This window comes from Pedobacter sp. 22163, from assembly GCF_052045595.1.
In the GTDB taxonomy this organism is placed as follows: domain Bacteria; phylum Bacteroidota; class Bacteroidia; order Sphingobacteriales; family Sphingobacteriaceae; genus Pedobacter.
Genome location: NZ_JBQEPM010000003.1, coordinates 17,922 through 35,883 on the forward strand (window position 1 = coordinate 17,922; position 17,962 = coordinate 35,883).

Annotated in this window: 9 protein-coding genes; 8 read left to right on the top strand and 1 reads right to left on the bottom strand. The window is 37.8% G+C overall.

The genetic code is table 11. The annotated features are described in order from the left end of the window. Nucleotides 1-183: 183 nt before the first annotated feature. The 6 genes from ACTJKN_RS08600 to ACTJKN_RS08625 all read left to right on the top strand — a co-directional run bounded on the left by ACTJKN_RS08600 (nucleotide 184) and on the right by ACTJKN_RS08625 (nucleotide 8,277). Nucleotides 184-1,086 carry an AraC family transcriptional regulator gene (locus ACTJKN_RS08600; protein ID WP_440824098.1) on the top strand — a complete coding sequence of 301 codons (903 nt, stop codon included), beginning with the start codon at nucleotides 184-186 and terminating at the stop codon, nucleotides 1,084-1,086. Between the two features lie 85 nt (nucleotides 1,087-1,171). Further along, nucleotides 1,172-2,953 carry a DUF885 family protein gene (locus ACTJKN_RS08605; protein ID WP_440824100.1) on the top strand — a complete coding sequence of 594 codons (1,782 nt, stop codon included), beginning with the start codon at nucleotides 1,172-1,174 and terminating at the stop codon, nucleotides 2,951-2,953. Nucleotides 2,954-2,995: 42 nt separating this feature from the next. After that, nucleotides 2,996-4,444, top strand: coding sequence for an APC family permease (locus ACTJKN_RS08610; protein ID WP_440824102.1), 1,449 nt, complete (start codon nucleotides 2,996-2,998; stop codon nucleotides 4,442-4,444). Nucleotides 4,445-4,520: 76 nt separating this feature from the next. Continuing rightward, entirely contained in the window at nucleotides 4,521-6,815 is a 2,295-nt protein-coding gene (locus tag ACTJKN_RS08615; protein WP_440824103.1) for a DPP IV N-terminal domain-containing protein, read from the top strand. A 148-nt stretch (nucleotides 6,816-6,963) separates the two neighbouring features. Beyond that, a complete protein-coding gene (locus ACTJKN_RS08620) occupies nucleotides 6,964-7,455 on the top strand; it encodes a DUF6265 family protein (protein WP_440824105.1) in 492 nt (163 codons plus the stop codon). A gap of 33 nt (nucleotides 7,456-7,488) precedes the next feature. Next, complete coding sequence (locus ACTJKN_RS08625; RefSeq protein WP_440824107.1) at nucleotides 7,489-8,277, top strand: NIPSNAP family protein; 789 nt, start codon at nucleotides 7,489-7,491, stop codon at nucleotides 8,275-8,277. A gap of 422 nt (nucleotides 8,278-8,699) precedes the next feature. Here the strand turns inward: ACTJKN_RS08625 and ACTJKN_RS08630 are convergent, their stop codons facing one another. Further along, the gene (locus tag ACTJKN_RS08630) at nucleotides 8,700-9,098 is read right to left on the bottom strand and encodes a LytR/AlgR family response regulator transcription factor (protein WP_440824109.1); all 399 of its coding nucleotides are present in this window, start codon (nucleotides 9,096-9,098) and stop codon (nucleotides 8,700-8,702) included. Between the two features lie 560 nt (nucleotides 9,099-9,658). On the opposite strand from ACTJKN_RS08630, the gene ACTJKN_RS08635 reads away from it, so the two are divergent. Together ACTJKN_RS08635 and ACTJKN_RS08640 are read left to right on the top strand one after the other, a co-directional pair. Then, entirely contained in the window at nucleotides 9,659-13,549 is a 3,891-nt protein-coding gene (locus tag ACTJKN_RS08635; RefSeq protein WP_440824111.1) for a TIM-barrel domain-containing protein, read from the top strand. 181 nt (nucleotides 13,550-13,730) lie between these two features. Beyond that, nucleotides 13,731-17,855 (top strand): hybrid sensor histidine kinase/response regulator transcription factor, encoded by a 4,125-nt coding sequence (locus tag ACTJKN_RS08640; RefSeq protein ID WP_440824113.1) that lies wholly within the window; start codon nucleotides 13,731-13,733, stop codon nucleotides 17,853-17,855. Nucleotides 17,856-17,962: the final 107 nt, after the last annotated feature.

Sequence of the window (17,962 nt, forward strand, 5' to 3'; positions counted from 1 at the left end):
TTGCTTTACAATAGGTTAACTAAAAATATAGTGATTTACAAGCTGCAGAATTCATCATCAAATCCGTCATATATTATCAAAGTATAGCAGGATTTTAACCTTATTTAAGTTTTATTGGTTTATTTGAGTTAATATTTATACATTCAATTCGTAATCAAACTCAACCAACCAAACCAAAAAATTATGAAAGTATTACCATTTACCATGCTTGTTCCCGATGACAAGAGTGTGATATCGGAACATATTGAACTTCCATATTTTTACCAGTATCTGCACCGTCATGATGAATGGCAGATTACTTATATAGAAAAAGGAGAGGGTACGTTAATCGCAGGGAATGATATGCACGCTTTTCGATCGGGCGATATTTTTGTAATTGGGGCAAAACTTCCACATCTTTTTAAAAGCAACCCCGAATATTTCTCTGCTGATAGCAATAAAACAATTAAAGCATGTTCTATTTATTTTAATCCTAACGGTATTTTAGCTGCTTTGTTCAATCTTCCCGAAATGAAGATGGCAAGTGGTTTTTTAGCTAAACATAAACATGGCTTCAAAATTCCTGCTGCTTTTACTAAAAACATGGTAACCAAAATGTTCAATGTTCACCAGGCATCAGGAGTTGATGTGCTATTTAACTTTTTGAAATTGGTTAACAGTCTTCAGGATTTAAATGAGAATGTAGAATCGTTATGCTCAGATATGTATTCTTCTAACGTAACCGAAAATGAAGGGATGCGATTGAGTAAGATCATTAACTTTATTACCGAAAACTACAACAATCAAATTTCTTTAGAAGATGTAGCAAATGCTGCGTTTATGACTCCTCAGGCCTTCTGTAGGTATTTTAAGAAACATACCGGACACACTTTCGTATCCTTTTTAAACGAAGTTAGAATTAACGATGCCTGTAAAAGCCTTATTTCGGGTGAGAAAGCCGATTGCATTTCAGGTGTAGCCTACAAAGCTGGTTTCAATAGCATTACCAATTTTAACCGGGTATTTAAAAGCATTATTGGTCAGTCGCCAAGAGCATATATCGATACTTATAATAATGTAAGCAGGGTGAGCTACGTAGGCGCTTAAACAAAAACCACTTTTATTTTTTTAAAAAAGCTAGCCATTTTTTCAAATGGAGGCAAATGCTATTCGTCAAATTTAACCAAACCAGATGCAAAACAAATTGAAATTTTTTGCCCTTTTGTTAATGTTAAGCCTGTTATCAGGTACTTTTGTATTGGCCCAAACTTCAAACGAAAGTTTGTACGAACAAACCAGTGAAATGGGTACGCTGATAGTAGGTTATCAAAGGGATGTAGATGCCATTAACGATTTCTACTATCCTTATTCTGCAGGAGGTACTTATTCTTTTCCGATGACTACTTTTAAAAGCCCGGAACAAAGAAAACGTCTGCAAGACATTAATAAAGATTATTTAAGCAAGTTAAAATCAGCCAAATTTGAAGGCTTTAGCATTTATGGCAAAGTAGATTATATCCTCCTTAAAAAGCAGATAGAATCTTCTGTTTGGCTCTTAGGTAAAGAGGAAACAGAATATAATGCCCTGTCGAAATATTTCACCTTCGCCGATGCGATTTATGCACTCGAAAAACTAAGAAGAAGGGGCACTTATAAAGAAGGGTCTCTACTGGCTGTCCAGATGACCGAAATAGCGAAGCAGATTGATACCCTGAGCCAAAATTTCGCTAAGCAAACAAGCCTCAAAGCCGACCAGCTTAAAATGGCAACGGCCATAACCCAGAGCTTAAAACACCGTTTAAAAGGTTTTTATCAGTTTTATATGGATTATGAACCTGGTTTTACCTGGTGGGCACCTAAACCTTACGAAAGGTTAGATCTTGCTTTGACCAATTACGCTAAGTTTTTTAACGATAAAGGAGATCCTCTAGCAGCAACAAAATCAAACAAATCAGAAATTAAAGGAAATCCGATAGGAAGGGAAGAACTGATCAGGCAGTTAAATGCAGAGCTTATTCCTTATACACCAGAAGAACTGATCCAGCTTGCCGAAAAAGAATTTAAGTTCTGCGACGAAGAACTTTTAAAGGCATCGGCAGCAATGGGCTTCGGTAAAGACTGGAAAAAAGCGCAGGAAAAAATCAAGAATAGTTACGTACCCTTGGGGAAACAGCCTGAGTTGATTGTAAAACTGCAGGATGATGCCCTAAGCTTTATAAAAGCCAACAATCTGATCAATATTCCGGCGCTTGCTGAAGAAACCTGGGGTATGGTCATGATGTCGGCCGAACGCCAATTGGTGAATCCATTTTTTACCGGCGGGCGCGAAATCAGTATTTCTTATCCAACAAATTCGATGGAAGAAGATGATAAGTTAATGAGTATGCGTGGTAACAATCCTTATTTTTCAAGAGGAACGGTACAGCACGAACTCTTACCAGGTCATCATTATCAATATTTTATCAATAACCGTTATAAAAGCTATCGCGATCCATTTAAAACACCTTTTAGCGTAGAAGGCTGGCCATTATACTGGGAGCTTTTACTCTACGATAAAGGTTTTGCCAAAACTCCCGAAGAAAAAATGGGCATGCTTTTCTGGCGCATGCACCGTTGTGCCAGAATTCTTTTTTCGCTAAACTTTCATCTTGGTAAATGGACTCCTCAGCAGTGTGTCGATTTCCTGGTCGATCGTGTGGGGCATGAACGCGCCAATGCAGAAGGCGAAGTACGAAGATCTTTCAAAGGCGATTACAGTCCTTTGTACCAGGTGGCTTACCTTACCGGCGGTCTCCAGCTTTTTGCGCTTAAAAAAGAACTGGTTGATAGTGGTAAGATGAGCTTTAAAGCTTTTCACGATGCGGTGATTAAAGAAAACTTAATTCCTGTAGAAATGATCAGGGCTACTTTAACCAATCAGCCTTTAACCCGCGATTTCACTACCTCATGGCATTTTTATGGCCAACTTAAATAAATAAGCTCACCAAACCATTTGAACCACCAAGCAACTAAACACATGATTGAAAAAGAAACCACACAATTTAAACCCTCACTTAAATTGATGGATGCAACAATGCTTGTAGCCGGAAGTATGATCGGCTCAGGTATTTTTATTGTAAGTGCCGATATTACTAGGAATGTAGGCAGTTCTGGCTGGCTGTTAGTGGTTTGGTTAATTACAGGTTTTATGACGCTTACTGCTGCATTGAGTTATGGCGAATTAAGTGCCATGTTTCCAAAAGCGGGCGGACAGTATATTTATTTGAAGGAAGCATATAATCCGCTCATCAGTTTTTTATATGGCTGGAGTTTTTTTACAGTAATTCAAACGGCAACTATTGCCGCAGTAGGCGTGGCATTTGCCAAATTTACCGCATATCTCGTGCCTGCACTAAGTGAAGATTTAGTAGCCATCGATTTAGGTTTCTTTACCATTTCACCTGCTCAACTATTGGCAATCGGGGTGATTATATTACTTACCTATATTAACAATAGGGGGGTAAACGGTGGTAAAGTAATTCAAACAACCTTTACAGTGGCCAAATTGCTAAGTTTGTTTGGCCTTATCGCGTTTGGCCTTTTCTTTTTGGATAAAGGAATCTGGAAAACCAACTGGGAAAATATGTGGGTTTTAGGACCGTTATCTGCCGATGGAAATATTGGCTCTTACACCACTTTGGCGGCTTTTGGTGCTATTGCGGCGGCGATGGTGGGCTCGATATTTAGTAGCGACTCCTGGCACAATGTTACTTTTATTGCGGGTGAAATTAAAAACCCTGCACGCAATATTGGCTTGAGTTTAGCCTTAGGAACCATTATCGTAACAGTGCTCTACATCCTTACCAATGTGATGTATACCGGGGTACTTTCATTACACGATATCGCCTATGCTGATAAGGATCGGGTGGCGGTTTCTGCTGCCAACCATATTTTCGGTACAGCGGGTACGGTCATTATTGCATTAATGATTATGGTTTCAACTTTCGGCTGTAACAACGGTTTAATTATGGCTGGTGCCAGGGTGTATTATTCAATGGCCAAAGATGGGCTTTTCTTTAAAAAAGTAGGTACACTCAACAAAAATGCAGTTCCAGGTTTTGGACTATGGATTCAGTGTGTTTTTGCTTGTTTATGGTGTATCAGTGGAAAATATGGCGACCTGTTGGATATGATCTCGTTTGTGGTGGTGATGTTTTATATGCTCACCATTTTCGGAATTTTCATCCTTCGTAAGAAACGACCTGATGCCGAAAGACCTTATAAAGCCTTTGGTTACCCTGTGCTGCCAATCATCTATATGATAATGGGACTGGCCTTTTGCATATTACTGATTATTTTTAAACCTAATTTCACCTGGCCTGGATTAATCATCACGTTAATTGGTATACCGGTTTATTACCTGATTAAAGGAAGTATTGCACGCCAGGATTTGAAAGCAAAAGAAGCGGTTGATGTGAGCAGTTAAAATATTGATGTTATTCATCAAAATCTAAAGGAAATCAGAAAAGCCGTAACACTATATTTATCACAAAAAAGCTGTAATGACCATTTATCCAAGCGCTACAAAAGCAATAGCGATCATCTTATTAAGTTTTGTTTCCTTTCAGCTGCTGGCACAGCAAGCGGGTTTACAGCCCTATGCACCAAGTGCTGCTGAAATGGCAAATGCTTACCAATTATCTACTAAGTTGGATACCGCATTACGCAATATCCCAACCAACAATGATCTTGTTCCTTTCTGGAAAAAAGATGGGAGCGCATTTTGGTACAAAAAAAACCTTCCTAACAGAACATGGGAATATTATTATGTAGATGCTGCAACAGGTAAACGTAAAGCTGCGTTTGATAACAATAAACTGGCTGAAACTATAGAGAAGATAACGGGTAAAAAACAGGATCCATTAAAACTTCAGTTTGCTGAATTGTATTTCGCGGATCAGGGTAATATGGCAAAACTAAAAATACAGGATAAATGGTATCAATTAAACTTGAGCGATTACAGTTTAGCGGACACCAAAGACACTATAATTTATCGTTACAATGCCAAAAGACCATTGCAGCAAAGCAGATCGCGCTGGCAACGGAACCGAGAATCCAGAAAATCGCCTGATGGTAAAAATGAAATCCTCATAAAGGGTGGAAATATATTTGTGGTTGATCTGGCTACCAAAGCAGAAACCCAGTTAAGTACCGATGGTAATGCCGACAAACCATATGGCGAATTTGCATGGTCGCCCGATGGAAAAAATATTGTTGCCTATAAAATCGATCCGAAAGAGACTAAAAAAGTACATTATGTATTAAGTTCCGTGCCTGGTACCACGAGGGGTGAATTAAAATCAAGAGAATATGCACAGCCTGGCGACGATTTTACCGCTTATCAACCCTATGTTTTTAATCTAGCAGCTAAAACTGCCATTAAAGTAGATGCAGATCCGATAGATTTCTTTGGTGCACCAGAATTGCATTGGCGCGGTAATAACAGCAGGTATTACACCTATGAGAAAGTAGATCGCGGCCATCAACGTTTCAGGGTAATTGAAGTAGATGTGTTAACCGGCAAAACCAAAAACATTATTGACGAAAAAACAAAAACCTTCATTTATGAGCGGCGCATTTATACCCATTACTTACCTAAAACAAATGAAATATTGTGGACCAGTGAGCAGGATGGATGGCAACACCTTTATCTGGTTAATGGCACCACTGGAAAACAGAACCTGATTACCAAAGGCAATTGGGTAGTTAGGGATATTGATAGTGTAGATGTGGTTAAACGCCAGGTTTGGTTTAGGGCCAGCGGAATGAATGCCAGTGAAGACCCTTACTTTATCCATTATTATAGGATCGGGTTTGATGGAAAGGGACTGGTGAATCTTACACCCGAAAAAGGTAATCATAACCTCAGTTTTTCTCCCGATCGTAAATATTATATCGATACCTATTCACAGGTAAATGTGCCACCTGTTAGCGAGTTAAGGTTAACTGCGAACACCAAAAAAATAAGCGAAATAGAACATGGTCAAACAGCTGTTTACTTGGCTACAGGTGTTAAACTGCCTGAAGTGTTTGTATCTAAAGGAAGAGATGGCATAACCGACATTTGGGGTATTGTTTGCTTTCCTTCAAAAATGGATCCGAACAAAACTTATCCTGTTATCGAAAATATTTACGCAGGTCCTCATGATAGTTTTGTACCCAAAAGTTTCTTGCCTGCCAGTGAAATGCAGAGCATTGCCGAATTAGGCTTTATTGTCGTACAGATTGATGGAATGGGTACCGCCAACCGGTCTAAAACTTTTCATGATGTATGCTGGAAAAATATCGCTGATGCAGGTTTCCCTGACCGGATATTGTGGATGAAAGCCATGGCCGTTAAATATCCAAATGCAGATATTTCAAGAGTGGGGATCTATGGGACTTCGGCGGGTGGGCAAAGCTCAACAGGTGCGCTGTTATTTCATCCAGAATTTTATAAAGCTGCGGTTTCTGCCTGTGGTTGTCACGATAACCGCATCGACAAACAATGGTGGAACGAACAATGGATGGGCTATCCCGTAGGGCCGCACTATGGAGAACAATCTAACATTACCAATGCAGCAAAATTGCAGGGTAATCTATTTTTAATTGTTGGCGAAGCCGATGAAAATGTACCACCAGAATCAACCTATCGACTTGCCGATGCTTTGATCAAAGCAAATAAAGATTTCGATATTTTAAGCATTCCGGGTATGGGGCATAGCGATGGCGGTATTTATGGACGCAGGCGTAAACGCGATTTTTTTGTAAAACATTTATTGCATGCCGAACCACCGAATCCAAATCTTTCAAAATAAATTGGTTTATTAGTTCATTTGTCATTGGTTCATCGGTCATTAGTTCATTGTTTGCTGGTTATTTGTCATTAGTTATTGATTCATCCACTAATTCAATCATTCATTAATTCTCCAATTAAATTTTTATTTTAGCTACATGCGTATGGCTATGAAGAATAACATTTTAATAATTTCGTTTCTTTTGCTCTTTTGCTTTTCTGGCGCAGCACAGGTGAAAAAGGCTACAGTAAAAGACCTGGCATTTATGACTGGTACCTGGGTTCAGAAAACAGACTGGGGCGATTTGGAGGAATTTTGGAGTGCACCGGAGGGAGAGAGTATGATGAGTAGTTTCAGGTGTGTTAAAGATGGAAAAGCCTTATTTTACGAGTTTGTGGTGATTGAGCAGGATGGACATCTTCCGGTAATGAAAATGAGGCATTTTAATCGTGGAAGTATTGGTTGGGAAGATAAAGAAAAGCCATTGCTTTTTCCACTGGCAGAACTGAAAGGTACCTATGCTGTGTTCGAGTCAGAGAATAGAACGATCCGGTTGAGCTATCAATTAATTGGGAAGAATAAACTGAGCGTTGTATTAGAAGAAAAGGATAAAAGTGGTAAGCAAAAAAAAGATATTTTCAGTTTTACCCGAAAACTTTAAGTATTTTTCCCTTCAAAATCATGACCTCATACTATGTTACCAAAAATCAAAATATCCTGTCTGTTTTTATTTGTGCTGTTATCTAGCGCATTTGTAGCCAATGCATCGAAGATAGATTTTTATCAGATCAAAATTTACCATTTGAAAACTGATGCACAAGAAAAAACAGTAGATGATTATCTGCAGAAGGCATATCTACCCGCATTGCACCGCAATGGAATTACCAAAGTAGGCGTGTTTAAGCCAATTGTAAGCGATCCAGCTGCAGTTACAGAAAAGCTTATTTATGTATTTATTCCTTTGAAATCGTTCAATGGCGTTCTGGAGCTGGATGAAAAGTTAGCCAAAGATAAACAACATGCTATTGATGGTAAAGCCTACCTTGACGCAGCTTATAACGAGGCTCCTTACGATCGATTAGAATCTATTGTTTTAAAGGCTTTTGAGGATGCTCCTCATTTTATGCTTCCTAATCTAAAATCGCCGATGAAAGAACGGGTGTACGAATTAAGAAGTTACGAGGCACCTACTGAGAAATATTTTAAGAATAAAGTTCAAATGTTTAATAAAGGCGATGAAATCGGGTTGTTTAAAAGACTCAATTTTAATGCAGTATTTTATGGCGAAGTAATCGCCGGTAGTCGCATGCCTAATTTAATGTATTTAACCACTTTCGAAAATAAAACTGACAGAGACGCACACTGGAAGGCTTTCTCCGCGGATGATTATTGGAAAAAGTTATCAGCCATGCCTGAGTATCAGCATAATGTTTCTAAAAACGACACTAAATTTGTTTACCCAACAGATTATTCAGATTTTTAAGAAAGACTAAAGCTGAAAGACCAAAGCTCAAAGCTCAAAGCAAAAGGGTAAATTAACTCCGTGCAAATCTTTGGTCCCGTGGCAAAAAAATAACCAAAGCTGGATAGATCCTTAAGAGGACCGCTGGGACCGAGCTATGAAATCTTAACGTTCTTAACTGCTTAATGGTAAGAAAGACTAAAGCTGAAAGACCAAAGCTCAAAGCAAAAGGGTAAATTAGTTCTATGCAAATCTGTGCTTCCGTGGCAAAAAAACTAGCCGGAAAGATTCTGAAATAAATCTGATAGCTATCGGATCAGAATGACGCAATTTTTTAGAAGTGGAAATTTCAGGAGGACGACCGCTGAGACCATGTCATTAAATCTTAATATTCTTAACCCTTAATGGTGGAAAGATAAAAGCGAATATCATCAGCGAGTTACTCACAAAAGTATTTCTTTGTGCTTACGTTCAGTCAGAATCAACTGATTCACTGTGTCTTCAAATTTTTCAAAATCGAGGGGTTTAAATAAAAAACAGTTGCCCTTATCAAAGGTATCAATGGCCATATTGTCATCAGCACTTATAAATACAACAAATTTTACACTGTTTCGAAGCATTCTGGCTATATCAATTCCTGATATTTCCATTTGGATATCCAGAAATAGGAAATCAATTTTTCCGTAAGTCCAAAAGGCGGCCATGGCATCTATTGCGTCTGTAAAACTTCCTTTTAGTTGGAGTTTGTCTATTTTGGAAACAAAGTTTTCAAGTGTTTTTATACTCATTTGGCTGTCATCTATAATTACACAGCTATAGGATTGTGATAGAGGGGAATTCATTCGTAATAAGCAATTTTACAAACACTTACAAAATGCTTGCCATTCGATTTTTTTTTAAGTTTGTAATACAAAAACGCTTTGTTTAAAATATAACTAATCAATATTTTATGGCCGAGTAGTACTAAAAACAAACTATTCGTATGCTTTGTATTTTTTTTGATAGTATAGGTAAAATTATGCTTTATAAGGCCATGGCTAAAATACTTCACAACTCATAGAAAAGGCAAAAGCTGAAAGCAAAATTAAATTCCGTGTAAATCTGTGCTTCCGTGGCAAAAAAGCTGACTAGAAAGACCCTGAAATAAATCCTATAGCTATCGGATCCAGGAGGACGATCGCTGATTCTATTCTATAAAATCGATCTTCTACAACCTTAATGCCCTTAATTTCTTAATGATAGAAAACATCACTCTATCTGGTAAAAAATTAGATAGGCAAACGATTGCGCGGTTTTTATACCTATAAACGCACCAGTTCCTTTAATGTGTTTGTTAACTTTATCCCATAGCAACTAAATTATCAGCTTGCTTAACTTAAACACATAACCAAATCAAAATTTAATGACCCCGCATTATTTTTTTAAACATTTTAAAATAGCCAATCCCAAAAACCAACCTAAGCGTGTTGTTTTGGTATTTGCGTTGTTTTTAATTGCCGCTCCTTTTTTTGCTTCTGCTCAGCCAGCTGCTCAAAAAACCAATCAGGCAGCAGAAAAAGTTACCAAAGTGCTTGCTGCAAAAAAGATCAATACCACCACAGTAGAATTGTTGCTTTCTGATAATCAACGTTTAACTTTAGATTTTTATGGTGATCACATTTTTCGCCTTTTCGAAGACCCTACCGGAGGTTTTATACGCGATCCGGAAGCAAAACCAGAAGCCAGAATTTTAGTCGAAAACCCACGCAGACCAGTTTCAAAACTGGATATTAAAGATGAGAACAATCAACTGTTCATATCTACGGGTAAGATTACTGTTCTTTTCGATAAAAATACTTCCCTGATCAAAATTATCAACCTTGCTACACAAGCCGTTGCTGTGGAAGAATTAGCACCGATTCAGTTCGAAAAAGGAAAAGTAACACTTAGTCTGAAAGAAAATCCACAGGAGTATTTTTATGGTGGTGGCGTACAGAACGGCCGTTTCTCACACAAGGGAAGAGCCATTTCTATTGAGAACCAAAACAGCTGGACAGATGGGGGAGTAGCTTCACCAACACCTTATTATTGGTCTACCAATGGTTATGCTGTAATGTGGCATACCTTTAGTAAAGGGAATTATAATTTTGGGGCTAAAGAAAAAGGGTTGGTGAAATTGGCACACGAAACCGATTACCTGGATGCTTTTTTTATGATCAACGATGGTGCAGTACCTTTATTGAACGATTTTTATCAGCTTAGCGGAAACCCTATTTTGTTACCGAAATTTGGTTTCTATCAGGGACATTTAAACGCTTACAATAGAGATTTTTGGAAAGAAGACGAAAAAGGAACTTTATTTGAAGATGGCAAACGTTACAAAGAAAGCCAGAAAGATAATGGCGGTATAAAAGAATCGCTCAACGGTGAAAAAAACAATTACCAGTTTTCAGCACGTGCGGTGATCGACCGTTATAAAAAACACGATATGCCTTTGGGCTGGGTACTTCCAAATGATGGTTATGGCGCAGGTTATGGCCAAACCGAAACATTGGATGGCAACATTCAGAACCTGAAAAGTTTTGGCGATTATGCCCGTAAAAACGGCGTGGAAATTGGACTTTGGACACAATCCGATCTTCATCCCAAACCGGAAGTAAGTCCGTTATTGCAGCGCGATATTATTAAGGAAGCAAGAGATGCAGGTGTTCGTGTATTAAAAACCGACGTGGCATGGGTTGGTGCCGGTTATTCATTCGGGTTGAATGGTGTTGCCGATGTGGCCCAGATTATGCCTTATTATGGCAATAGCAGCCGTCCGTTTATCATTTCTTTAGATGGCTGGGCGGGTACACAACGTTATGCCGGTATTTGGTCCGGTGATCAAACTGGTGGTGTTTGGGAATATATCCGTTTCCACATCCCTACCTATTTAGGTTCCGGTTTATCAGGTCAACCGAATATTACTTCAGATATGGATGGTATTTTTGGTGGTAAAAATCTAACCATCAATACCCGCGATTTCCAATGGAAAACCTTTACGCCAATGGAATTAAACATGGACGGTTGGGGAGCTAATGAAAAATATCCGCAAGCATTGGGTGAGCCTATAACATCGATTAACCGCAATTATTTAAAGCTTAAATCGGAGTTGATACCGTATACTTATAGCGTAGCTAGAGAGGCAGTTACCGGATTTCCGATGATCAGGGCAATGTTTCTGGAATACCCAAATGCTTATACTAAAGGGACTTCAACACAATATCAATATCTGTACGGACCTTCTTTCCTAGTGGCGCCAATTTATCAGGCTACCCAATCAGACGAAAAAGGTAACGATATCCGCAATGGTATTTATTTACCAGAGGGAACATGGATTGATTATGTCACCGGAGAAAAATATACAGGGAACAGTATTCTCAACAGTTTTGATTCACCATTATGGAAATTGCCCGTTTTTGTGAAAAATGGCGCCATTATCCCGATGACGAATCCGAATAACAATGTTTCTGAAATCAATAAAGCAAACCGTATTTATGAATTATATCCTTTTGAAAAAACTTCATTTACAGAATATGATGATGACGGTGCAACAGAAGCCTACAAATTAGGAAAAGGCGTTTCTACTTTAATCGAATCAGTATTAGATCAGAAGAACAATGCCCTGATTACCATTCATCCTGCAAAGGGCGACTTTGATGGCTTTGTGAAAGACAAAACAACTGAATTCGTAATTAACGTTACCGAAAAACCAAAAAGGTTAACGGCAAAAGTTGGAAACAGTAAAATAAAATTATCACAAGTAAACTCAAAAGACGAGTTTTTAAAACAGTCTAACGTTTATTTCTACGATGCTGCACCAAATTTAAACCGTTTTGCTACAAAAGGAAGCGAGTTTGAAAAAGTGGCAATGGTTAAAAACCCTCAATTGCTGGTTAAACTTCAGTCTACTGATATTACCATCAATCCGGTAACACTTGGTATAGAGGGATTTAAATTTGAGCCTGCAGATAAACAACGCATGTCAACAGGAAAATTAACTGTTCCTGTTAATGCAAGGGTAAGTGATAAAAACAAAGGAGCCTATACGCTTACACCAAGCTGGACAAAAGTGAGCAATGCAGATTTTTATGAGATCGATTTTAACGACATGCATTATACCACTATCCGCGATACTGCTTTGTTGTTTGATGGTTTATTGGCCGAAACACCTTATTTATTTAAGCTGCGTGCTGTAAACAAAGATGGCTACTCGGATTGGACGGAAATTAAAGCAACAACCAAAACCAATCCGTTAGAGTTTGCTATCCAGGGTATTGTTGCCGAAACTACAGTAGAAAATCAAGGGGGCTCTGGTATCAGTAAATTATTCGATTATGATGAAGGTAATACCTGGCATACCAAATGGGGTGTTAAAGCAGTTCCTTTTGATATGATCATTGATCTGAAATCGATCAACCAACTGGATAAATTCCACTACCTGCCACGCACAGGAAGAGGGAACGGGATTTTATTAAAAGGTAAAGTATTTTATAGCAATAATAAAGAAAGCTGGACAGAAGCTGGCACATTTGAATGGGCTAATAACGACGAAATTAAAATATTCAATTTTACTGCACATCCTGCTGCACGGTACATCAAAATCGCTGTTACTGATGGTGTAGGCGGTTTCGGCTCAGGTAGAGAGCTTTATGTATTTAAGGTTCCTGGTACCGAAAGTTACCTTCCGGGCGATATCAATAACGACCGCTTAATTGATAAGAACGATTTAACTTCTTACATCAATTATACTGGTTTAAGAAAAGGTGATGCTGATTTTGAAGGTTATATCAGCAATGGCGATATCAATAAAAACAATTTGATTGATGCTTACGATATTTCAGTGGTGGCTACACAGCTTGAAGGAGGTGTGAAAAATGCTAAAATTGATAAAGTGGCCGGAAAACTGGAAATCAGTACCGCTAAACAAGCTTACAATAAAGACGAAATCATCGAAATCAAAGTAAAAGGAATAAACCTGAAATCAGTAAATGCTTTAAGTTTTGCACTGCCATACCATGCACAGGATTACGATTTTGTAAGTGTTCAGCCTTTAAACACCAAACAGATGGATAACCTGACCAACGATCGCCTGCACACCAATGGCGCTAAGGTTCTGTATCCAACCTTTGTGAACATTGGCAACAAAGATGCTTTAAACGAAACTTCCGATCTGTTTATCCTGAAATTTAAGGCAAAACGCAAAATACAGTTCGGGCTTAAGATTAGTGAGGGCATTATAGTAGATAAGTATCTCAATACAGTTAAATTTTAGTTAGTAGTAGTTAGTTTTGCAAAGAGGTCGGTTTTTTAATCGGCCTCTTTTTTATTGGCGCTCACCTGAACACAGAATAGATTCGGTAATAAGTTTGCAAATTGTATCTTTACAACTCGTCTATTTCGAAAGAGGCAGGGTTTAGCTAAGGCATTCTCCCATCAAATTTTGTTGTTCAACTATGAGATTAATTAGTCTAACTTGTTTTCTTCTACAATTTTTTTTCCTCTTTACTCATGTTAATGCGCAGGTATCCCATGTCGATAAACGGCCTGTAATAGCAGGCCATTATGTAATTAAAACATACGGCATAAATGAAGGACTCCCTTCAAAAAACACAACAGCTGCCTTAAAAGATAAAAGGGGGTTTATTTGGGTAGGTACCGAAAACGGTTTGTGTAAGTTTGATGGTTATTCTTTTAAAATTTATGTAAATATACCGGGCGATACCACCTCACTAACCAATAACTATATCAATGCTGTTGTAGAAGATAAGAATGGTGTTTTCTGGGTGGCTACCATGAACGGTTTAAATAGATTTGACCCTGTAACAGAAAAGTTTGAGCGTTTTTATCATAAAGAAAACAAGAGAACATCATTAAGCAATAATAAAATATGGTCGCTACTCATCGATAGGACAAATAAACTCTGGGTAGGTACTGATGATGGTTTTAATCTTTTTAACAAAAACTCAGCGTCTTTTACCGTTTATCAGCCCGACATTAAAAATCCAAATGCCATTAAAGGAAAATCGGTTAATGCCATCGCAGAAGATAAAGAAGGTAACTTATGGTTAGGCAATTGGAGCAAAGGACTAAATAAATTTGATCAAAAGACACGTCGCTTTACCAATTACCTGCAAAAGGAAGTAGCAGGCGAAAAAAATCCAAACGATATCTGGACACTTAGTATAGATGCCGATGGCATGATATGGATTGGTTGTTATTGGAAAGGCGATCTGTTCAGATTCGATCCGAAAACAGGGAAATTCAACACCTTCAGTAGTAAAGGTACTGGTAACGCCTCAGTATTTAGTGTATTAAGTTTAGGTGGAAAAAAAATGCTGGTTGGCGGAAATGCCGGATTATTTTGGGTAAACACCGAAATAAATAAATGGGAGAAAATAGAAGAGCTCGAATTTTTCGCCAATGGAGGTTTATACCGCGATAAAACAGGAATGATATGGGTTTGTGGTAAAAATGGTCTCAGTAAAATAGACTTTAACCAGTATAAATTTAATTTTATTTCCCTTCCTTTTGGGCAGGCCGACATCAAATCCATCATCAGTTATGGTAAGGATTTTTGGGTAGGCACAAACAAAGGTTTGTTTAAATATAATCCCGATAATCGTTCAGTAATTAAACTGCAGCATACCAGCAATGCAAATAGTTTATCCAGCTCTGATATTATTAACTTATCTACCGATTTAAATGGCAGGCTTTGGGTAATGGGCGAAAATGGTTTCGATCGTTACGAGGAGAAAGAGAATAAATTTATTCACCACCATCATCGTTCTGCACTTGGTAGTTTTTTTAATGAAGATGTTTTTAGAGATTTAATTGAGGTAAACAATAAGGAATATTATTTGGCTACCGATGCTGGTTTAAAGGTATATAACGATAAAACCCGCAGTTATACACATTACTTTAACGACCCTAAAAACCAGGCTTCGTTAAGTAATAACCATTTATACTGCCTTTTAAAAGATGCGCAGGGAAATGTTTGGATAGGGACATACGGAAGTGGGCTCAGCCGCTTTAACCCTAAAACCAAAAAGTTTAGCAATTACATGATCGATAATTCGAGAAAAGGTGGTATCAGCAATAATATTGTAAATAGCCTTTATCTGGATTCGCATCAAAATGTTTGGATCTGCACCCGAGATGGATTGAATAAATATGTAGCTAAAACAGATACTTTCAAAATATATTCAAAGCAAAACGGTTTTGCAAGCAACGTTTTTACTGATCTGGTAGAAGACAATAATGGCAGGTTATGGGTAACAACCGAACAGGGGATTTCACTCTTTGATCCTGTAAACAAAATGGTGAAAAATTACGATGAAAAAGACGGTGTTTATGCCAATGCCGCTATCTGTAAAAATGCAAAAGGAGAAATTTACCTGGCAGGAAGTAAAGGTATCGTTTATTTCAATCCACAACAGCTAAAATATAATAAAACGGCTCCGGCGGTTTATTTTTCCGATTTTTCTATTTTCAATAAATTAATTCTACCGGGTGATGATTCTCCATTAAAATTACCGGTGTACATGACTAAGGAGATTACTTTGCCCTACAGCCAAAGTGTGCTTTCTTTTGGTTTTGTAGCACTTAATTATACGCTTTCTGAAAAAAACAAGTATGCTTATTTTCTCGAAGGTTTCGATAAGAAATGGAATTACGGTGGCAGTGAGCATAAAGTTACCTATACCAATTTAAATCCCGGTAAGTATGTGTTAAAAGTAAGGGCATCAAATAACGATGGCATCTGGAATATGGAAGGCAACGCTATCGCAATTACCATTACACCGCCATGGTACAATACCTGGTGGGCTTTTTGTATTTATGGGCTGGCTTTCTTTGGGATGATTTATGCCTATCTTAAGTACCGTGAGCATCGCGCAAACCTCGAATTTCAGGTGAAGCTGGCCCATGTAGAAAGTGAAAAAGAGAAAGAACTCAGCGAGAAGAAACTTTCTTTTTTTACCAATGTATCGCACGAGTTTCGTACGCCACTTACACTAATTATCAATCCGGTTAAAGAGCTTTTATACAAGAACGATAAAAATGTTGATACTACTGATTTAAATATTGTTTACAGGAATGCAAAACGGCTTTTAAGTTTGGTAGATCAATTGTTATTGTTCAGGAAAGCAGATACCTATGGCGGAAAATTAAAAGTAGCTCCCGTAAATCTGGTAAGTTTGTGTAAAGAAGTATTTCTTTGCTTTGTGCACCAGGCCAGGTCTAAAAATATTGTATTTGAGTTTATATGTGCCGATGAATTGATCCCATTTTATGCTGATAGGGAAAAAATAGAGATTGTGTTTTTTAATCTCCTTGCAAATGCCATAAAATTTACGCCCGAAGGCGGTACGGTTAAAATGATTGTAAAAAGTAACCAGGAAAATATAAATGTGCTTATAGAAGATACAGGCTGTGGTATTACCAGCTTTGCAGGAGAAAAACTCTATGAAAAATTTTATCAGGATCCAGGAAATAAATCAGCAAAAGGAGGTTTCGGTATCGGTTTGTACCTGGCCAAGAATTTTATAGAAATGCATGGTGGAGCGATAAGTTATACCAGCGTTGAAAATAAAGGCACGGCATTTAATATTGCTTTATTAAAAGGAATAAGCCATTTTAAAGATGCGGTAATTTTGCAGGAGGAACTGATAGATACCGATTCATCGTTATTTAAAGAGTTAATAGAGGATGAAATAACGGCAAATAATATTGTAAAAGCAGCAGAAGAACCATTGATTGATAGTCAGCTTGCTGTGGATTTGAAAACACTTTTGATTATTGATGATAACATCGAGATCAGAGAATACCTGAAACAGGTTTTCAGAATGGATTACCACCTTTATGAAGCGAGCAACGGAGAAGACGGGTATGATATGGTAAAAGAACTATTGCCCGATATTGTGATATGTGATGTAATGATGGACGGTATAACCGGGATAGAACTTTGTAGTAAAATAAAAGAAGATGTCGCCGTTTCTCATATTCCTATTATCCTGTTAACCGCTATTTCTGCGCCAGAGGTTAAACTTAAAGGAATAGAAGGTGGGGCCGATGATTACATTAGTAAACCTTTTGATAAAGATTTTTTAAAAGCGAGGGTAGCCAGCATACTAAAGAGTAAAAATGCGCTGCAAAAATACTTTTATAACGAGATTACGCTCAATTCTAACAACACCAAAATCTCTGCAGAATACAAAGAGTTTTTGGATAACTGTATCCGTATCGTAGAAGAACACCTGATCGATCCGGATTTTAATATCGATATACTGACTACGGCTATCGGTATGTCGAGATCTAATCTTTACCGCAAAATAAAATCCATTTCAGGTCAGTCAGCCAATGGCTTTATCCGTTTCATCAGATTGAGGAAAGCTGCCGAAATTTTTATCAATACCGATAAAACCATTCAGGAAACTTCTTACATGGTGGGTATTAACGATCCGAAATATTTTAGAGAGCAGTTTTATAAGCTCTTTAACATGAACCCATCGCAGTACATTAAAAAATTCCGCAAGCCGTTTTCCAATAACATTAATACCACAGTTAAAAAAGGTAAATAGCAAGTAGCCATTCATCTATTTGTTTAATAATCGGCCCCAAAGCATTGTTTTGGGGTTTTTCGGTTTGTTTACCCCTCTAATTTGGATTGTTTGTACCCCATAGGAGT